The 15,858-nt window shown below is 69.5% G+C and carries 15 protein-coding genes and 1 pseudogene; 6 read left to right on the top strand and 10 right to left on the bottom strand.

Annotation, left to right across the window (positions count from 1 at the left end):
- Positions 1-177 precede the first annotated feature (177 nt).
- Positions 178-459 (top strand): response regulator transcription factor, encoded by a 282-nt coding sequence (locus ABD481_RS36715; RefSeq protein WP_344670467.1) that lies wholly within the window; start codon positions 178-180, stop codon positions 457-459.
- Here the strand turns inward: ABD481_RS36715 and ABD481_RS36710 are convergent.
- Both ABD481_RS36710 and ABD481_RS36705 read right to left on the bottom strand, forming a co-directional pair.
- Positions 440-1,495: a helix-turn-helix transcriptional regulator gene (locus tag ABD481_RS36710; RefSeq protein ID WP_344670466.1), complete on the bottom strand. Its 1,056-nt coding sequence runs from the start codon at positions 1,493-1,495 to the stop codon at positions 440-442. The two genes, ABD481_RS36715 and ABD481_RS36710, sit on opposite strands and share 20 nt — an antisense overlap.
- 95 nt (positions 1,496-1,590) lie before the next feature.
- Positions 1,591-2,400: an AMP-binding protein gene (locus ABD481_RS36705; protein WP_344670465.1), complete on the bottom strand. Its 810-nt coding sequence runs from the start codon at positions 2,398-2,400 to the stop codon at positions 1,591-1,593.
- Positions 2,401-2,606: 206 nt separating this feature from the next.
- Between ABD481_RS36705 and ABD481_RS36700 the strand changes: the two genes are divergently transcribed.
- On the top strand, positions 2,607-3,617 hold the full coding sequence (locus ABD481_RS36700) for an AMP-binding protein (protein ID WP_344670464.1): 1,011 nt from the start codon (positions 2,607-2,609) through the stop codon (positions 3,615-3,617).
- A 6-nt stretch (positions 3,618-3,623) separates the two neighbouring features.
- Here the strand turns inward: ABD481_RS36700 and ABD481_RS36695 are convergent, their stop codons facing one another.
- The gene (locus ABD481_RS36695; protein WP_344670463.1) at positions 3,624-4,409 is read right to left on the bottom strand and encodes an alpha/beta fold hydrolase; all 786 of its coding nucleotides are present in this window, start codon (positions 4,407-4,409) and stop codon (positions 3,624-3,626) included.
- Positions 4,410-4,477: 68 nt separating this feature from the next.
- Here ABD481_RS36695 and ABD481_RS36690 point away from each other — a divergent pair, with 68 nt between their 5' ends.
- A complete protein-coding gene (locus ABD481_RS36690; protein WP_344670462.1) occupies positions 4,478-4,897 on the top strand; it encodes a MarR family winged helix-turn-helix transcriptional regulator in 420 nt (139 codons plus the stop codon).
- Between the two features lies 1 nt (position 4,898).
- On the opposite strand, the gene ABD481_RS36685 is transcribed toward ABD481_RS36690, so the two are convergent.
- Positions 4,899-5,114 (bottom strand): dodecin, encoded by a 216-nt coding sequence (locus ABD481_RS36685; protein WP_344670461.1) that lies wholly within the window; start codon positions 5,112-5,114, stop codon positions 4,899-4,901.
- Positions 5,115-5,250: 136 nt separating this feature from the next.
- Between ABD481_RS36685 and ABD481_RS36680 the strand changes: the two genes are divergently transcribed.
- Both ABD481_RS36680 and ABD481_RS36675 read left to right on the top strand, forming a co-directional pair.
- Positions 5,251-5,904 (top strand): DUF2461 domain-containing protein, encoded by a 654-nt coding sequence (locus ABD481_RS36680; RefSeq protein ID WP_344670460.1) that lies wholly within the window; start codon positions 5,251-5,253, stop codon positions 5,902-5,904.
- Between the two features lie 50 nt (positions 5,905-5,954).
- The gene (locus tag ABD481_RS36675; RefSeq protein WP_344670459.1) at positions 5,955-6,671 is read left to right on the top strand and encodes a Mut7-C RNAse domain-containing protein; all 717 of its coding nucleotides are present in this window, start codon (positions 5,955-5,957) and stop codon (positions 6,669-6,671) included.
- Between the two features lie 606 nt (positions 6,672-7,277).
- Here the strand turns inward: ABD481_RS36675 and ABD481_RS36670 are convergent.
- The 5 genes and pseudogenes from ABD481_RS36670 to ABD481_RS36650 all read right to left on the bottom strand — a co-directional run bounded on the left by ABD481_RS36670 (position 7,278) and on the right by ABD481_RS36650 (position 13,554).
- Positions 7,278-10,244, bottom strand: coding sequence for a class III lanthionine synthetase LanKC N-terminal domain-containing protein (locus ABD481_RS36670; protein ID WP_344670458.1), 2,967 nt, complete (start codon positions 10,242-10,244; stop codon positions 7,278-7,280).
- Positions 10,245-10,391: 147 nt separating this feature from the next.
- Entirely contained in the window at positions 10,392-10,559 is a 168-nt protein-coding gene (locus ABD481_RS36665) for a hypothetical protein (protein WP_344670457.1), read from the bottom strand.
- 92 nt (positions 10,560-10,651) lie between these two features.
- Positions 10,652-11,776 carry a low temperature requirement protein A gene (locus tag ABD481_RS36660; protein ID WP_344670456.1) on the bottom strand — a complete coding sequence of 375 codons (1,125 nt, stop codon included), beginning with the start codon at positions 11,774-11,776 and terminating at the stop codon, positions 10,652-10,654.
- A 402-nt stretch (positions 11,777-12,178) separates the two neighbouring features.
- Positions 12,179-12,772 carry a GNAT family N-acetyltransferase gene (locus ABD481_RS36655; RefSeq protein WP_344670455.1) on the bottom strand — a complete coding sequence of 198 codons (594 nt, stop codon included), beginning with the start codon at positions 12,770-12,772 and terminating at the stop codon, positions 12,179-12,181.
- 79 nt (positions 12,773-12,851) lie between these two features.
- A pseudogene (locus ABD481_RS36650) lies at positions 12,852-13,554 on the bottom strand (TetR/AcrR family transcriptional regulator).
- 65 nt (positions 13,555-13,619) lie between these two features.
- Between ABD481_RS36650 and ABD481_RS36645 the strand changes: the two are divergent.
- Entirely contained in the window at positions 13,620-14,840 is a 1,221-nt protein-coding gene (locus ABD481_RS36645) for a saccharopine dehydrogenase family protein (protein ID WP_344670454.1), read from the top strand.
- Between the two features lie 117 nt (positions 14,841-14,957).
- Here the strand turns inward: ABD481_RS36645 and ABD481_RS36640 are convergent, their stop codons facing one another.
- The gene (locus tag ABD481_RS36640; RefSeq protein WP_344670453.1) at positions 14,958-15,812 is read right to left on the bottom strand and encodes an NAD(P)H-binding protein; all 855 of its coding nucleotides are present in this window, start codon (positions 15,810-15,812) and stop codon (positions 14,958-14,960) included.
- Positions 15,813-15,858: the final 46 nt, after the last annotated feature.

Raw genomic sequence — 15,858 nt, 5'->3', positions numbered from 1 at the left:
ATCCGTCTCGCGTCGCAGCACAGAATCCCGCGCGGGTCCGGCGGTCACGAGGGGAGAAGTACCCACCCCGGAACCGTGGTTGTGGTCGCGGCCGATGGCAGGAAGCTGCCAAGACCGGACCAACGGCTGCCACGCCGGAGCCTTCCGGAACCGGACGCGCACAGGCAGCGTGGACATATGGACACTGACTTGCTGGTGGCGGGGCGCACGCCGCCGGACGTCGTCTCGCTCATCCGGTCGATCCGCGCGTTCCGGCCCGAGCTGTCGCCGCGCGAGGGGGAGGTCGTCGCCTACATCGCCGCCGGGTTCACCCACGACCAGACCGCCACGCGCATCGGGCTGAGCCCGCACACCGTCGACACCTATCTGCGGCGGGTGCGGGCCAAGCTCAACGCCGGGACGACGGCCGAGCTCATCCGGCTCTCGCTGACCGGGGCGGCTACGCGCCGACCGGGGTGAGCGGGTCGAATGCTTCTGCGTCGAGGTCGGCGTCGGAGTCGGCCAGCCAGCCGTGCTCAGCGGCCCGCACTCCGGCCTCGAACCGGCTGCGCGCGCCGAGCCGCTCCATCAGGTCCGCGACCATGCGCCGCACGGTCCGCAGCGACAGTCCCAGATGCCGGGCGGCGGACTCGTCGGTCCGGCCTTGTGCCAGAACCCTGAGGAGCTCCAGCTCCTGGGCGTTGACGCCGTCGACGGGGCGCCGCACCGGGCTGCCCACCGGGCGTCCGGCGGCCCACATCCGGTCGAAGTACGCGGTCAACATCGTCAGCGCTCCGGAGCTGGTGAGCACCAGAATCCCGCTGTCGGGGGCGCCGGGGTCCCGGTCGGCGCTGATCGGCAGCACCGCGATCCGCCGGTCGACGAGCGTCATCGCCAACGGCAGCGCCGGGACCAGCCGTATCTCGCAGCCGCTGTCGGCAAGCCGGCGCAGGTGGTCGCGGGTGAAGGCGTCGTTGGCCGCGCTCTCCAGATAGATCCTTCGTACCCTGACACCGCGCGCCAGGGCCTCGGCGACGTCCACTCGCGCTGCGGCGACCGCCTCCGGCGGTTGCGCGCCGCCCGGGACGAACGCCTCGCTGCTGAGCGCGGCCTGGAATGCCAGCGTTTCCAGCCGGGCGCGCGCCGCGTCGGCGTCGGGCAGGACCTCGGCCTCCGGGGACGGCGATTCGGGGCGCTCGCCGGCGAATTCGGCGATCATCCGCGACATCCCGAGGTAGCTGTCGGCCACGGCTCGGCGCCGGGCCAACAGCTCGTCCTCTTGTTTCTGGGCCAGCCGCCGGAGCCCGACCTCGGGCCGCACCGCGCGGAGCCGGCCGGGAGCCCGTGCGGAGACTCGTACCAACGCCAACGTGGCCAAGCGTTCCAGGCAGGGCCGCAGTTGGTCGTCGGACAGTCCGCTGGCGGCGGCGAGCTGGTCGCGATCCCACGTGGACCGGGTGAGCAGCATTTTGTAGACAGTGGTGGCCTGGGTGTCCAGGCCCAGCACCTCGAACATGGCTGCCTCCCCGCTCGCGATCCGACGCGGCCTATCCCGCGCGAATCGGCTTGAGCGTGCGTATGGCGGCGCTTGAGGCGCAAGTCAGGACTCGGTCAGAGTGCGGCGGTCGCCGTCGTCAGCGGTGCCGGGACGACCTTCGGGACCGACGCGAGAACAGCCGGGTAGGCATCGGTGAGTTCCTGAAGCAGTTCTTCGGGAAGCGCCAGGACGGTGACCTTCTCGGCGGCGATGACGCGCGCCAGCCGGTCGACGTCGATCGGTCCGGGCGGCAGGACCGCCAGGCGGCAGCCGTTCGTCAGCGCGGCCCAGACTTCCAGCGCTGCCGCGTCGGAGGCGAGCGGTGCTCCGTGGAGGAAGACGTCGTCCGGGTCGATCGTAAGGCCCTGGCGCGCGATGAGCTGGTTCACGGACCGGTGCGAGACCGCGACGACGCTCGGCTCGTCAGTGGAATAGGTGATATAGGCGGGATCGTCAGAGGTCTGGCTCGGCGCCCCGGGATCGGCCGTTTCGTCGACCGGGGTCTCCGGCGTCAGGACCTTGAGTCCCTCGGGAAGCCCGCTGTCCAGGTCGGAGATGAGGAACCGGACCCCGGCCTCGGCGACCAGCCGGGAGTGCCGCTCCTGCGGCTCGTCCGGGTCCAGTCCCAGGTAGGCGGCTCCGGCTCGGAGGATCGCGAGCAGGCCGACGACGCGGCGCGGCGTACGGTGCATCAGCACGGCGACGGTCTCCCCCGGCTGCACGCCGTGCGCGCGCATCTTGGCGGCGAATCCGTCCGCCACGCCTTGGAGCCGCTGATAGGTGGCGGTGGTGTCGCCGAGGCTGAGCGCGATTGCGTCCGGCCGACGGGCGGCCTGCTCGGCGACCAGTTCGTGGAGCAACGACGAGTGAATTTCCTGCGACATCGGGTACATCCTTCATGCGCGGTGGAGCGGCTGCGCCACTGTGCCAGCTCCGGCCGCCGCGCGAACGTCCACGATTCCCGTGACACGACAAGGCCGGCCGGACGCGGCACACTCGGCGCCCGACGGTACGGCCCGCCCGGCCCCCATCGACGAAGTGAGGAGCGAATGAAGGCTCTGTCGTTCGCCGACGCCCGCGGTCCGGGGCGGTGACCCTCGACGAGGCGGTGGCGCTCACCCGCCCGATCCCGGCCGACCTGACGATCCCGGACCTGCTCGACGCGGCGGCGTGGGCGCACGGCACGGCCCCGGCATTACGGACGCCGGCCGGCATCGCGATGACCCACCGGCACCTCGCCGAGGCGACCCGCGTCCGCGCGGCACAGCTGGCGTCGACCGGCGTCGGCCCCGGAGTGCCGGTCGCGGTGCTGGTGGACCACGAGCCCGCGAGCGTGCAGGCGATCATCGCGATCGTCCGCGCCGGCGGCTGCTGTGTGCCGTTGGACCCGCACTGGCCGGTGGACCGCTGCGTCGAGCTGCTGACGGCACTACAGGTTCGACACCTCGTGATCGGCACCAGGTTCTGGCAGCAGGGCACTGCGATCCGCCTGCGCATGCCGAATGTGAATACTGTGATGGCCACCCCGGCTTCGCGACATCCACGGTCCCGCCAGGGCCGCAGCAGCCTTCCCTTGGAACGCCCGCACAGTCTGCATGCCAACCACCTGCGGTCCTGGGACACCCTGCCGCGCTCGGCCGTGGTGGCGCCGAGCCCGTCGGATCTGGCCTACGCCGTCGGGGCGACCGAGGGAATCCGGCACCAGAACCTGGTCGACCTGTTGAACTGGCTCAATCTTCGCAACGAGGTGACCCACCGGGACTCCCTGCTTCAGGCAGCGCCGCTCAGCCTCGATCTGTCGATGCACGATATTTTCGGCGTGCTGGCCGCCGGTGGCAGCATCCTGCTTCTCCCCGACTCCGATCTCGCCGAGCCGCGCCAGGTCGCCGAGGCACTGGTGACGCGAGCGGTGACGTTGTGGACGTCGACGCCGACAGCGTTCACGGCAGTGCTGGCCGCGCTGGCCACCCAATCCGGTGGCGACCGGGGGTGGCTGCGGCGCGTCTCGTTATCGGGCGAGGCGGTTCCGCTCGACGCGGTCGAGGCGCTGCGGCGGGAGTTCCCGAACGCCGAGCTGGTCGCTCTGGGGAACGCCGCCTGAGACGCATCAGAGTCCTGCGACAAAGCTCTCGATCGCCCCGAACGTCGCCTCGGGCCTTTCGAGCTGCGGCAGGTGACCGGCCCGCAGGATGACTTCGAAGCGGGAACCGGGAATCCGCTGCGCCAGGGCGCGTCCGTATCCACTGGTGGCGATGCGGTCGGACTCGCCCCACAGCACCAGCGTCGGCGCAGTGATCGCGGGCAGGCGGGCGTCGAGCGTCGGGTCGTGCATATAGGGGTCGCCTGCCAGGACCCTGAGACTGGCCATGTTCCCCATCCGCAGAGCGATCTGTTCCTCGGCGAGAGTCGCCGGGTCCACGTAGAACCGCTCGGGCTCGTGATAGCTGTACTCGGCGACCCCCCGGGCGTCCAGCGCGAAGAAGTCACGAATCGGGTGGGCCGCGACCTCGATGCCGACGCCATCGATGATGACGAGGCCGCCGATCCGGCCGGGCTCAGCACGGGCCGCCATCTCCGCCGCGATCCAGCCGCCGATCGAAGACCCGACGAGCAGAACGTCCTCGTGGCCACCGGCAGCGAGCAGATCCAGATAGACGTCGGCGAGGGCCGCCACGTCGACCAGCCAGTCCGGACGCTCCGTGCCGTTCCAGCCAGGGTGAGTGGGAGTCAGGGCCCTCATGGTCCGGGACAGATGATCGGCGATGCCGGCAACGGTGACCGGACCTCCGCCTCCGTGCAGGACGAGGGCGACACGACCGGACTCCGGCCCACTCTCCACAACAGTGAGCGGGACCTCGGGACGGCGGGCCGTGGAACGCATGTCGGTTGTCATGCGACCCACTCTAACTACGCATACGTAGTTAAGCAAGCGTAGCTATTGATGCGTAGTAACATGGCCCCATGCCTGTCGACATCGAATCGCTCGGCCGCGCCGTCAAGCAGGCGCAATACCGCAACCACCGTGCGTTGGAGACCGCGCTCAGCGACGTCGGGACCACCCTCGTGCAGTGGGACGCGCTGCGGGCCATCGCGCGGACACCCGGATCCTCGGGGCGCGAACTGGCCGTCGAGACCTTCCAGGGCGAGCAGTCCTTCGGCGCACTGGCCGGCCGGCTGGAAGCCCAACAGCTGATCGAACGCCGGCCGGGACGCGGCCGCCGGGTGGAGCACTTCATCACCGACGCCGGCCGGCAGGTTCTGGCCGCCGGACGGCCGGTGGCGTCGATGGCGCTCGCGGAATCCTTCGCGCCGCTCGACGAAAACGAACGAGCGACGCTGCTGACGCTGCTCCAACGCGTCAACAACGCCGCCCGCGACTAACTCACTCCGGGTCCTCCAACTGGAAGCCGACCTTCAGCCCCACCTGGAAATGCCCGATCTCGCCGTCCACCAAATGGCCCCGGACCTGCGTCACCTCGAACCAGTCGAGCTTGCGCAGCGTGGCTCCGGCCCGCTTGAGACCATTGCGGATCGCGGCGTCGATACTCTCCGACGACGACCCGACGATCTCGGTCACGCGATAGGTGTTGTCGCTCATTCCGCCTCCTGGGACGTGGCCATGACGGCGCACCTTTGCCCCCACGCTGCCGCACCAACCCCGACCCCGCACCCGGGCCGTCCGAACGGGTGACACCGACCGACCACCCCCACCACGGGCATGGTTCGATGGCGCCATGCCGCGTTTCGCAGGGTTCGCCGATGAGGCCTACGACTTCTACCTCGGACTGGTCGCCGACAACTCCAAGAGCTACTGGACCGAGCACAAAGCGGTCTACGAGCGCACAGTCCGCGAGCCCATGCAGGCCCTCCTGGACCAACTCGCCCCAACCTTCCGCGCCGAGCCGTCGATGTTCCGCCCGCACCGCGACATCCGCTTCAGCAAGGACAAGTCCCCCTACAAGACCCACCAGGCAGGCTTCCTGTCCGCCGCCCGGGGCGTGGGCTACTACCTCTCCCTCGGCATCGACGGCCTGACCATCGGCGGCGGCTTCTACACCCTGGACCGCGAGCAGACGAAACGCTTCCGCGCCGCCGTCGACAACGACGCCACCGGCCCCGAACTCGTCACCATCGTGGCCAAGCTGGAAAAGCACGGCTTCACCATCGGCGGCGACCAAGTCCGCACCCGCCCCCGAGGCGTCCCCGCCGACCACCCCCGCCTGGACCTGATGCGCCGCGAATACCTCACAGCCGGCCGCGACATCGACCCGTCGGAAGCCGCCACCCCCACCTTCGCCACCACCCTCAAAAAGGACTGGCAAGCCATGACACCGCTGGTGGAATGGGTCATGGCCAACGCGGCCCCGAGCCTGCAAGAACCCGAGTAGCAACCACAAACAAGTGGTCCCCCACTCAACCCGGCTGGCATGCTGAGCCCGTGAGCAACGCGGACATCACCATCGCCTTCGACCCCGGCCTGCACCTCTTCCTCGCCGCGCAGCACCGCTCCGCGACCAGCGCCATCACCACCGACGGCACCTCCAGCCTGGGCCACGTAGTGGAATCCCTCGGCATCCCCCTGACCGAGGTCGGCGCCCTCCTCGTCAACAACGACGAAGTCCGCCCCCACCACATCCCCACCACCGGCGACCACATCGAAGTCCGCACCTTCACCACCCCCCAACCCACCACCACCCCCCTCCGCTTCCTCCTCGACATCCACCTCGGCACCCTGGCCCGCCGCCTCCGCATCCTCGGCATCGACGCCGCCTACGAAACCCCCGACATAGGCGACGCCGCCCTAGCCACCCGCTCCGCCACCGAACACCGCATAATGCTCTCCCGCGACCGCGGCCTCCTCCACCGCCGAGAACTATTCGCCGGCGCCTACATCTACAGCACCAACCCCACCGAACAACTCGACGAAGTCCTGACCCGCTTCGAACCCACCCTCGCCCCCTGGACCCGCTGCACAGCCTGCAACGGCGAACTCCGCCCAGTAACAAAAGACGAAATGCGCGACCGCCTCCAAACCGGCACGGCACAGAACTACGACACCTTCGCCGAATGCCAATCCTGCGACCACACCTACTGGCGCGGCGCCCACTCCGCAAGCCTCGACGCGATCGTGGAGCACGCGACGCGCAACCGGTGAACGGTGAACGGTAACCAGCGACCGGCGACCGGCGACCGGCGACCGGCGACCGGCGACTGGCCCAGCGCGCCAGACCTGAGACGACTGCAAACGCCCGAGGTCCGAACCGCAGCAGCAATCGGACAACATCAACGGCGGAACCGCAGCAGCAATCGGGCAGTCTCAACGGCACATCGCCCGGGGTCCAAACCGGCAGCGGCAACCAATAGCCATCAACGGCAACCCACCGAGGCTGAAACCGGCGGCCACCGGCAGCACAGCAACAACCTCCGCCGCCGAGATTGTCAGTCCCCTGTCTGGGTTTTCGGTTCGTTCCCCTCGGTCACGTCGGCAGGGCTTTGCCTACAGTGCCGCCGACCGGGTGTCCAGTCCACGCTGTACGCAACCGCCGCCAACACCTCAAAAGTAAGCGCGTGGACTTGACACCTGGGCGGCGGCACTGTACCCGTAGGGCTGCCGACGTGACCGAGGGGAACGAACCCCCACCTCACCAACCGCCAGCGCAGGGCCCTGAATGTACCCCCCTATGGAGCCGGCGCCAGTTCCCCGAGGGATCCGAGGCCCTCGCCGGAGGCGCCTGCCTTACCCAGCTTTTGACTTTGATCTTCAGCTCTTAACGGCAGCCCCCGCACCTACCCTCACACTCGCCCCCACCCCAAATCCAACCCCCACCCCAACACCCAAAACCATAGCCCCCCCACCCCGCAAAAACCTCCGAAAAAAGCTCAAAATCCCCGCCACCCCATAAGCCCAAGAAGCGCTGTACTCCGTCGGATTATCCTTGACAAACAACGGATGCCCCGGCGCCCCAGCGCTCCTCAACAACATCTGCCCGATCACCCCCCGCGCCGCACCCCAATACTTCTCATCATCATCATGCACAGCAACATCAATCAACATGTTACCAACCCCAGCCAACCCACAACACTGAATCGGCTTATCAATCCGCGGCACCAACGCAATACACGCATCAGCAGCCCGCCGCGCAGCAGCGACGTACCTCGCGTCCCCCAAACAATCACCAGCGAACAACAACGTCGACGCAATCCCCGACAGCCCCTGACACCACGAAGCAGCCAACGGTGCGGTAGTAGGCCGTCGCGACTTCACCGCCAGCCGATCAGCCCTCTCCATCAAATCCCGCGCCCGCTCATCAGCCGCCGCCAAAATCCTCGCATCGCCCAGCCGAGCGCCGATCGCGACGAGCGCCTCCACTGTCCCCGCCAGGCCGTGTCCCTTCGCCGCCGACGGTTCGACCCCGGCCAGCTCCGGCAACACACCCGGCTGTGACCGCTCATCGGGCACGGTGTTCGCCAGCACGTGTTCAGCACAGCACCGCGCCACATCCAGATGCTCGGGCCGGCCATCCAGATCATGCAGCAGCAAGTGCCCAAGCCCCACGCCCGAAGCGCCGCTGATCAAATCGCAGTACTCAGGCTTCCACTCAACATCAATCCGCGACTCCACTCCCGCCCTCACCCCCGCCCCCGCACCCACTCCCGCCGACGCACCCACCCCCGTCGACGCACCCACTCCCGCCGCCGCCCTCACCCCCGCCGCCGCACCCGCACCCGCACCCGCTTCCGCATCCACCCGCGCCACCCCCGCGTCCGCCGCTACCTCCACCCCACCCGCCAACCTCCGCAAAGCACTAACCCGAAACAAATCAAGCCCCGTCCTCCCAGTCCACAACCCCGGCCCCAACCGCACAACATCAGCCCCCCGCTCACTGAACCTCACCAACTCCTCCACCAACTTCCCAACGCCCTCCCCACTCCCACTCCCAACCCCACTCCCACGCCCACTCCCAACCCCATCTCCGTCCCCATCCCCCAAATGCTCCAACAACTCCAACCCAATCCCCGCCCCACCCCGATACACACACCCATCAACCGCAACCTTCTCGTACCGAGGCACCTCCCCCAACACCCTCCACGTCTGCCCCACCAAGTCACCCAGTAGATTCCCCGCGATCTCCGCCACCAGCCCATCACTCACCGCCGCCGGCCGCGGCAACGCCGTCCGCGTCGGCCGCCCACCCCCGAACTCCCCCGCCGCCATCAACCGCGCCGCCTCGTGCGTCCGCTCGTCATCCATACTCAGCAGATCGCAGATCAGCCCCACCACCCCATCCGGAGCCGGCCCCCGCCTGGCGCGGATCATCCTCAGCGCCACCCATCGCGGCTCATCAGAATCCTTACTCAGCACCACCGGTGGCAGCGCCGTCCACGCGTAGATCAACGTCGTCCCCAGCGCCAGCAGGTCATCCCCGGTCGTCGGTTCCTGGCTCCGGAACTGGCGTGCCGACGAATATCCCGACGTCCCGCCCGGCAGATGCAGCCCGTTGAACCCGGCCAGTCCCAAATCAATCAGGTTCGCGTCGCCGTCCGGGCCGACGACCACGTTGCGCGGATTCAGATCGCGGATCAGCACCCCTCGCTCGTGCACCGCCAGGATGATCGCCGCCATGCGCTGTGCCAGACGCTCCAGCGTCCGTCCCGGCACGGCCTCCGGCTCGTCCGCCGCGGCGTACCGGCCGTGCTCCATGACGTCATCAGCCAGGTTGAAGCGGCCGACGTCGCGCGTCACCAGGAACTCGTCGGCATCGGCGCGGAAGTGGTCCACGAATCCCGCGACGCCCTCCACGCCCTCCAGTGCCGCCAGTACCCGCCGCTCGTTGCGCACCCGCAGCCGGGTGTCGACGCCGTCCTCGCCCTCGTCGACCAACGCCCGCGACTGCTTGACGATGACCCGGCCCCCGTCGCGCAGGTCCACGGCGCGCATGACGTCGCCGCGACCGGCGTGCACGATGCCGCCGTCGATCTCGAAATGATCGCCCAACCGCGTCGGCGGGATCGACAGCGTCGACGAAGCCAAGAAGACCGCGGGCTTTTCGCCCCCACCCACCCCACCAACCGGGCCCGCCCCACCAACTACCCCACTCATCGCACCAACCGGCCCCACCGCACCAACCGGCCCATCCCCACCCTGCCCCGTGAACGGATCCACCACCCACCCCGGCTGCCGGTACCGCAACGTCGCCTGCGCCGGGAACTCCTCACCATCCGGCCCGGTCAGCGTCATGACCAGCTTGCCCTGCGCATCGGCGGTCCACGGCTTGTCGATCGGCCCGTACCGGTAGTACACCGGCGCGTCGGGCGCCACCCGCCGGTCGCTGAGCACGCGCGGCGCCGCGCGTCCGCGCAGCAGCTCCGCCAGCAGCAGTCCGACCTCGCGGACGCGGTCCTGCTCGGGGTAGACCGTGAACGCCTTCCCGATCGAGGAGGGGGTGGTGGTCCCGTCGTTCATCCGCGCCAGCGCCTCGCCGGAGCGGGCGATCTTGAAGGCGCAGCCCTCGGCCAGCAGCGCCGGGACGATCGCGTCGGCGGTCGTGCCCAGGGTGGCGATCCGGGCTGAGACGTGCAGCTTCCACCCCTGCTCGGGGATCCGGGACCCGCGTGGGCGAACCATCAGCCAGACCGGTCCGGGCTGGAGCCGGATCGCGGTGCCGGCCCTCTCGGCGTGCCCGACGATCAGGGCCTCTACCTCTTCCGCCGACAGTCCGCCGTTCATGTCGACCGTTCCTTCTTCCGTGGAGCCTTTGGTGCCGTCGTAGCCAGAAGCCTGTGAAGCCTGAGGAGCCTAAGAAGCTCGGGAAGCTAGAAAGCCTGAGAAGCTAAAAAGCCCGAGAAGCCTGGAAAGCTCTGCGAATCATGCGTTCTACCAGGGAATCCTGGTGGCGAAGAACCACTGGCTCACATCATCGTCGCAGCAATGCGGGCACTGGGTATGATCACGGCTGGCGTCCACCAATCCGCTGAACGCGGCGTCCACGTCCAGATCCTCGGTGGCGGTCTCGCGCGGCTCCAACTCGAGCAGTTCGGTCATCGTCGGCTCCCTCAGGACAGGGCGGCTGATGTGCGGACTCTGCTCTGTCTAACCAGCCATGGGGCAGGCGTCAATAGGTGATCCACTACGATCTAGGCAGGCGCCGGTGGCGCGTCACGGCGTCGGCCACGGCCCTCCGCGACCAGCATCAAAACCATGACAACCGTGAGGCCCAGCAATTGGGCGGCGGACGCGGCGCGGGCCAGCGGGACCGTGGCGAGCACAGCGAGGATACCGACCGCCCGGTAGCGCATAGGCGCGATCCCCAGACTCCATCGGAAGCACAGGTCGCCGACCAGGAATACCGCCACCCCTCCGGCCAGTGCGACGGCCGGCGCGGCGGGCAGTTCGTGCGCGAGGTGACCGATCGCCTTTTTCAGGCCGGCGGACAGGAACGCGATGCCGAGCAGCATCGGGATGAAGCTGTAGTAATACGCGAGCATGCCCAAGCGAAAGCGTTTGATGCCGGTGGCGGCGCCCAGGGCGTGCTCGGCGGCGGACTCGTCGGCGTCGAAGTAGGACCACCACAGGGTCGCGGCCAAGGCGAGCGCCAGGGCTATCCCCGCAGCGAGGGTCCAGTCCAGGTGCGACTCCTCGGCGCCGTGGCCGATGGCGACGATCGACTCGCCGAAGGCGATGATCAGCAGCAGGCCGTGCCGTTCGACGAAGTGCGCCGGGTCCAGTTCGCCCACGTGCTCGGTGACGGCGGCGCGGCCGTCGGCGTATTCGCCGGTGATGCGGCTGGAGACGATCGGTGCCAGCTGCTGGAGCAGCACCGCCGCCAGCCACAGCAGATCGCTCGGGACGCCGTCGACGGCGCCGGCGGCCGTGACGCACCCGGCCGCGACCAGGTTCGGGATGGCGAAAGCGAGGACGTACTTGCCGTGCACGAGCGCGTAGAGGGTGCTGTGGACGGCGGTGACCAGGACGAAGGCCAGCCCGAAGGCGACGCCGTCGCTGGTGAACACCTTCGGCACCGCCAGCGCGCACGTGAGGAACCCGAACATGCCGGCCACGAGCACGACGCGGCGGGCCAGGGTCTCCGGCGGCACCTGGTTGGTGAGGTAGGCGTAGGCGCCGTACATCCAGTACAGGACGGAGAAGATCAGCAGCACGCGTCCGGCCTGCGCGAACGACAGGTCGTCGGCCAGCAGCACTGTGAGCTGGGTGATGGTGAAGACGAAGACCAGGTCGAAGAACAGCTCAAGAGTGCTCACGCGGCGCGGAACACCGTGCGGAACGATGTGCGGAACGCCGTGCGGGACGCCATCCGGGACAACGCGCGGAACGCCATCCGGGGAAACAGCTTCCCCGGCCGGATCACCGCCCCCGGCCTCGTGGCGTTCGACAGGGGCGGATGGCGTGGCGGTCATGGTCTCCCCCTGGTTCGGCTCCGGCGCGGCCCTTCACCCTAACCGCGGAGCGACCCGGTGATCATCACTCGTTCAGCGCAGCACCCGTACTCGTTCGAGGGATGATCGGGCGTGTCGCTTGCAAAGTCCGTGTAAGCGTCACGCACGGGATGTCCACCGGCGCACTTCTGCGTCTACACCGCGAAGGTGGCGTCCGAGGGCGGCAGGATCTTCGCGTTCTACCATTGCGGCACCACCACCAGCGCCTCAGCCCCTCTCCAACCGCTCCCCAAGCCGCTGCTTGGCCTCCGGCCACTCGTCCTTCAGCATCGAGAAGTACACGCTGTCGCGCCACGTGCCGTCCGGCCGCAGCCGGTGCCGCCGCAGCACGCCCTCCGGCCGCGCGCCGAGGCGGGCGATCGCGTTCTGCGAACGCTGGTTCATGTGGTCGGTCTTCCACTGCACGCGACCCATGCCGAGGTCCTCGAAGGCGTGGGTGAGCAGCAGGAGCTTGGACTCGGTGTTGACCGCGCTGCGCCAGTAGGCGCTGCCGTACCAGGTCCATCCGATCTCCAGCCGCTCGTCGATCGGGCTGATGTCCAGGTAGGTGGTCCAGCCGATCGCACGGCCGCTCTCCAGCAGAATGACGGCGAACGCAACGTAGGCCTCGTTGTCGAGGATCGTGTCCAGCTTCTCGCCGAGTTCGGCCTCGGTCCGCGGCGTCGGCCCGCCCTGCCACTGCCACACGGCGTCGTCGTTGCCGCCGGCCGCGAACAGGTCGGACAGGTGGTGGCGTGTCAGCGGTTCCAGACGCACGTGGCGGCCGGTCAGGGTCACGGGTGCGGGAGTCTTCGCAGGCATGATCGAAAGTCTACGAAAGTATTGAACTAGCGGCAAGTACATTTTGCACTAGTTCAATAGTCCAGCGCGCGCCCACAGGTCAGGCTTCGAGCTCCACACCGGCACCGGCGATCAGCAGATCGAGCGCGGCCGGATAGGCACTGTCGTTCATCCGCGCCACCAGCAGCGGCGCGGCGGCCGCGATATGGGGATGGGTCTCGGCCGGCAGCCGCGCGTACGTCGCCCGCCATTGCCGCTCGTCCGCCTCCCGGGCCTCGTCCGGCAGCGCGAGCGAGGCCGCGTCCAGGGCGGCGAAGGCCAGCGTCTGGTCGATGAAGGCGTGGTAGACGCGGGCAGCCGCGGCGTCGCGGAACCCGGCACGGTGCAGGATGCCGAGTATCGTCTCGTCGGCGTCGATCTCGTGGGAGCGCCCTGACACCCGGTTCGCGGTGAGCTGCGCGGCCTGCGGATGCGCGAGGTAGGCGCGGTGGACGCGGGTGCCGAGCGTGCGCAGGTCCGCACGCCACTCGCCGGTCGGCTCCCATGCCGTCGAGCGCCTGGTGGATCAGCTCGTCGGCGATCGCGAGCACCAGGTCGTCCATGCCCGCGAAGTAGCGGTAGACGGCGCTGGGGTCGGCGCCGAGGGCCAGGCCGAGACGGCGGGCCGACAGGCCGTCGGCGCCGTGCTCGGCGAGCATGCGCAGAGCGGTCGCGACGATCAGGTCGTGGGTCAGCACCGTCCCCTGCTTCGTGGGGCGGCGTCGGCGCCGGGCGGTCTCGGGGGTCACCGGTTTCGGGGGCATGGCGGCAGCCTAGCCCTTATGCCAACACCATTGACGTTAAATCGGGGCGGCGGTTCCATCTGGGCATGCGCATCCTCCTCGTGGGCGCCGGCGGTGTGGGCACCGCCGTGACCCGCATCGCCGCCCGCCGTCCCTTCTTCGAGCTGCTGGTGGTGGCCGACTACGACCCGGCGCGCGCCGAGGCGGCGGTCGCCGCCCTCGACGGCGACGCGCGCTTCGTCGCGGCGCGTGTCGACGCCTCCGACCGCGACGCCGTGCGCGCACTGCTCGCCGAGCACCGCTGCGACGTGCTGCTGAACGCCACCGACCCCCGCTTCGTACTGCCGCTGTTCGAGGCCGCGCTGGCCGCCGGCGCCGACTACCTGGACATGGCGATGTCGCTGTCGCACCCGCATCCGGAGCGGCCGTACGCCGAGTGCGGCGAGAAGCTCGGCGACGCCCAGTTCGCGCGCGCCGCCGAGTGGGAGCGGGCCGGCCGGCTGGCGCTGGTCGGCATCGGCGTGGAGCCGGGTCTGTCCGACGTCTTCGCCCGCCACGCCGCCGACGAGTTGTTCGACGAGATCGACGAGATCGGCGTCCGCGACGGCGCGAACCTGACGGTCGAGGGCTACGATTTCGCGCCCTCGTTCAGCATCTGGACGACGATCGAGGAGTGCTTGAACCCGCCGGTGGTCTACGAGCGGGACCGCGGCTGGTTCACCACGGCGCCGTTCAGCGAGCCGGAGGTGTTCGAGTTCCCGGACGGCATCGGCCCGGTGGAGTGCGTGAACGTGGAGCACGAGGAGGTGCTGCTGGTCCCGCGCTGGGTCGACGCCAAGCGGGTGACGTTCAAGTACGGCCTCGGCGAGGACTTCATCAGCAAGCTGCGGACGCTGCACGACCTCGGCCTGGACCGGACCGAGCCGGTGACGGTCGGCAGCGACCGCGGCGCGGTGGCCGTGTCGCCGCGCGATGTGGTCGCCGCGTCGCTGCCGGACCCGGCGACGTTGGGCCCCCGGATGCGCGGCAAGACCTGCGCCGGGACGTGGGTCACGGGGACCAAGGACGGTGCTCGGCGCGAGGTGTATCTCTACCACGTGGTCGACAACGAGTGGTCGATGCGGGAGTACGGATCGCAGGCGGTGGTGTGGCAGACGGCGATCAACCCGGTGGTGGCGCTGGAGCTGCTCGCGACAGGCGCATGGAGCGGAGCCGGGGTGCTGGGGCCGGAAGCTTTCGCGCCGCAGCCGTTTTTGGACCTGCTGGTGGAGTACGGGTCGCCGTGGGGGATGCGCGAGGACGGCTGACGGCTGACGGCTGACGCCTAACGCCTGACGCCTGACGCCTGACGCCTGACGCCTGACCCTGACGCCCGGCGGCCCGGTCCGGAGATTCGCCCACACGCGAATCTCCGGACCAGCTCGCTAGCGCCAGACGTCGGCGTTCTCAGCCGCGTACGCGTCCAGGCTGCGAGCCGCGCCGCCAGTGACCCGCTCCACGACATCGGTCACCGGCGCGTTCGTGCCTTCCAGCATCAGGTCGTACAGCCCGCGCTGCCAGATGATCGCGCGCTCGCCGACGCCGGCGGTGCGCAGGTTCTCGGCGGCCTGTTCGTGGCTGATCGGCCGGAAGGCCAGTTCCCTGCCGCTCGCGGCGCTGATGGTCTTCAGCGCCTCGGCATATGTCAGGCTCTGTGGGCCGGTGATGTCGTAGACCTGGCCGGCGTGGCCGTCCTCGGTCAGCGCCACGGCCGCGACCTCGGCGACGTCGCGGGTGTCGACGAAGCTCAGCGCGGCGTCGGCGGCCGGGAGTTCCAGGACGCCCTGCTCCCGGATCCCGGCGGCGAACCCGCCGCCGAAGTTCTGGTGGAACCAGTTCGGGCGCAGGATGGTCCAGTCCTTGCCGGAAGCGCGGACGTCGCGTTCCCAGTCGGCCATCATGACCTCCGGCGGCAGCCGGTCGGCGCCGAGGACCGACAGCAGCACGACGCGCCGCAGGCCGGCGGCGACCGGGTCGGCGAGGAGTTCGCCGACCAGGACCTCGCCGACGGGCTCGCCGGTGGGGCCGACGATGTAGAGGCCGTCGACGCCGTCGAGCGCCGGGGCCCAGGAGGCGCGGTCGGCCCAGTCGAAGCGCACGGGCCGGACCGCGGCATCGGCGGCCTCCGTCCCCGGCGTCCGGCTGCCGGCCGCCACCTTCGCCCCGCGCGCGACCAGCGCCTCCACCACCGCGCGTCCGGTCTTGCCCGTCGCACCGATCACCAGGACAGTCATCGTCATCAGCTCCCTGCTCCGCTGCACTCTCGCTTGCGCACCCCACGCTAGA

Source organism: Catenulispora yoronensis, assembly GCF_039531695.1.
Taxonomy (GTDB): Bacteria; Actinomycetota; Actinomycetes; order Streptomycetales; family Catenulisporaceae; genus Catenulispora; species Catenulispora yoronensis.
Note: the sequence above shows the minus strand (reverse complement) of the source record. Positions and strands in the feature narration are given on the sequence as shown.

Coding starts and splice junctions, on each gene's coding strand:
- ABD481_RS36640 (WP_344670453.1), bottom strand. CDS start 15,812: ATGACGATGACTGTCCTGGTGATCGGTGCGACGGGCAAGACCGGACGC.
- ABD481_RS36685 (WP_344670461.1), bottom strand. CDS start 5,114: ATGAGCGACAACACCTATCGCGTGACCGAGATCGTCGGGTCGTCGTCG.
- ABD481_RS36695 (WP_344670463.1), bottom strand. CDS start 4,409: ATGACAACCGACATGCGTTCCACGGCCCGCCGTCCCGAGGTCCCGCTC.
- ABD481_RS36710 (WP_344670466.1), bottom strand. CDS start 1,495: ATGTTCGAGGTGCTGGGCCTGGACACCCAGGCCACCACTGTCTACAAA.
- ABD481_RS36670 (WP_344670458.1), bottom strand. CDS start 10,244: ATGAACGGCGGACTGTCGGCGGAAGAGGTAGAGGCCCTGATCGTCGGG.
- ABD481_RS36645 (WP_344670454.1), top strand. CDS start 13,620: ATGCGCATCCTCCTCGTGGGCGCCGGCGGTGTGGGCACCGCCGTGACC.
- ABD481_RS36655 (WP_344670455.1), bottom strand. CDS start 12,772: ATGCCTGCGAAGACTCCCGCACCCGTGACCCTGACCGGCCGCCACGTG.
- ABD481_RS36665 (WP_344670457.1), bottom strand. CDS start 10,559: ATGACCGAACTGCTCGAGTTGGAGCCGCGCGAGACCGCCACCGAGGAT.
- ABD481_RS36705 (WP_344670465.1), bottom strand. CDS start 2,400: ATGTCGCAGGAAATTCACTCGTCGTTGCTCCACGAACTGGTCGCCGAG.
- ABD481_RS36680 (WP_344670460.1), top strand. CDS start 5,251: ATGCCGCGTTTCGCAGGGTTCGCCGATGAGGCCTACGACTTCTACCTC.
- ABD481_RS36690 (WP_344670462.1), top strand. CDS start 4,478: ATGCCTGTCGACATCGAATCGCTCGGCCGCGCCGTCAAGCAGGCGCAA.
- ABD481_RS36715 (WP_344670467.1), top strand. CDS start 178: ATGGACACTGACTTGCTGGTGGCGGGGCGCACGCCGCCGGACGTCGTC.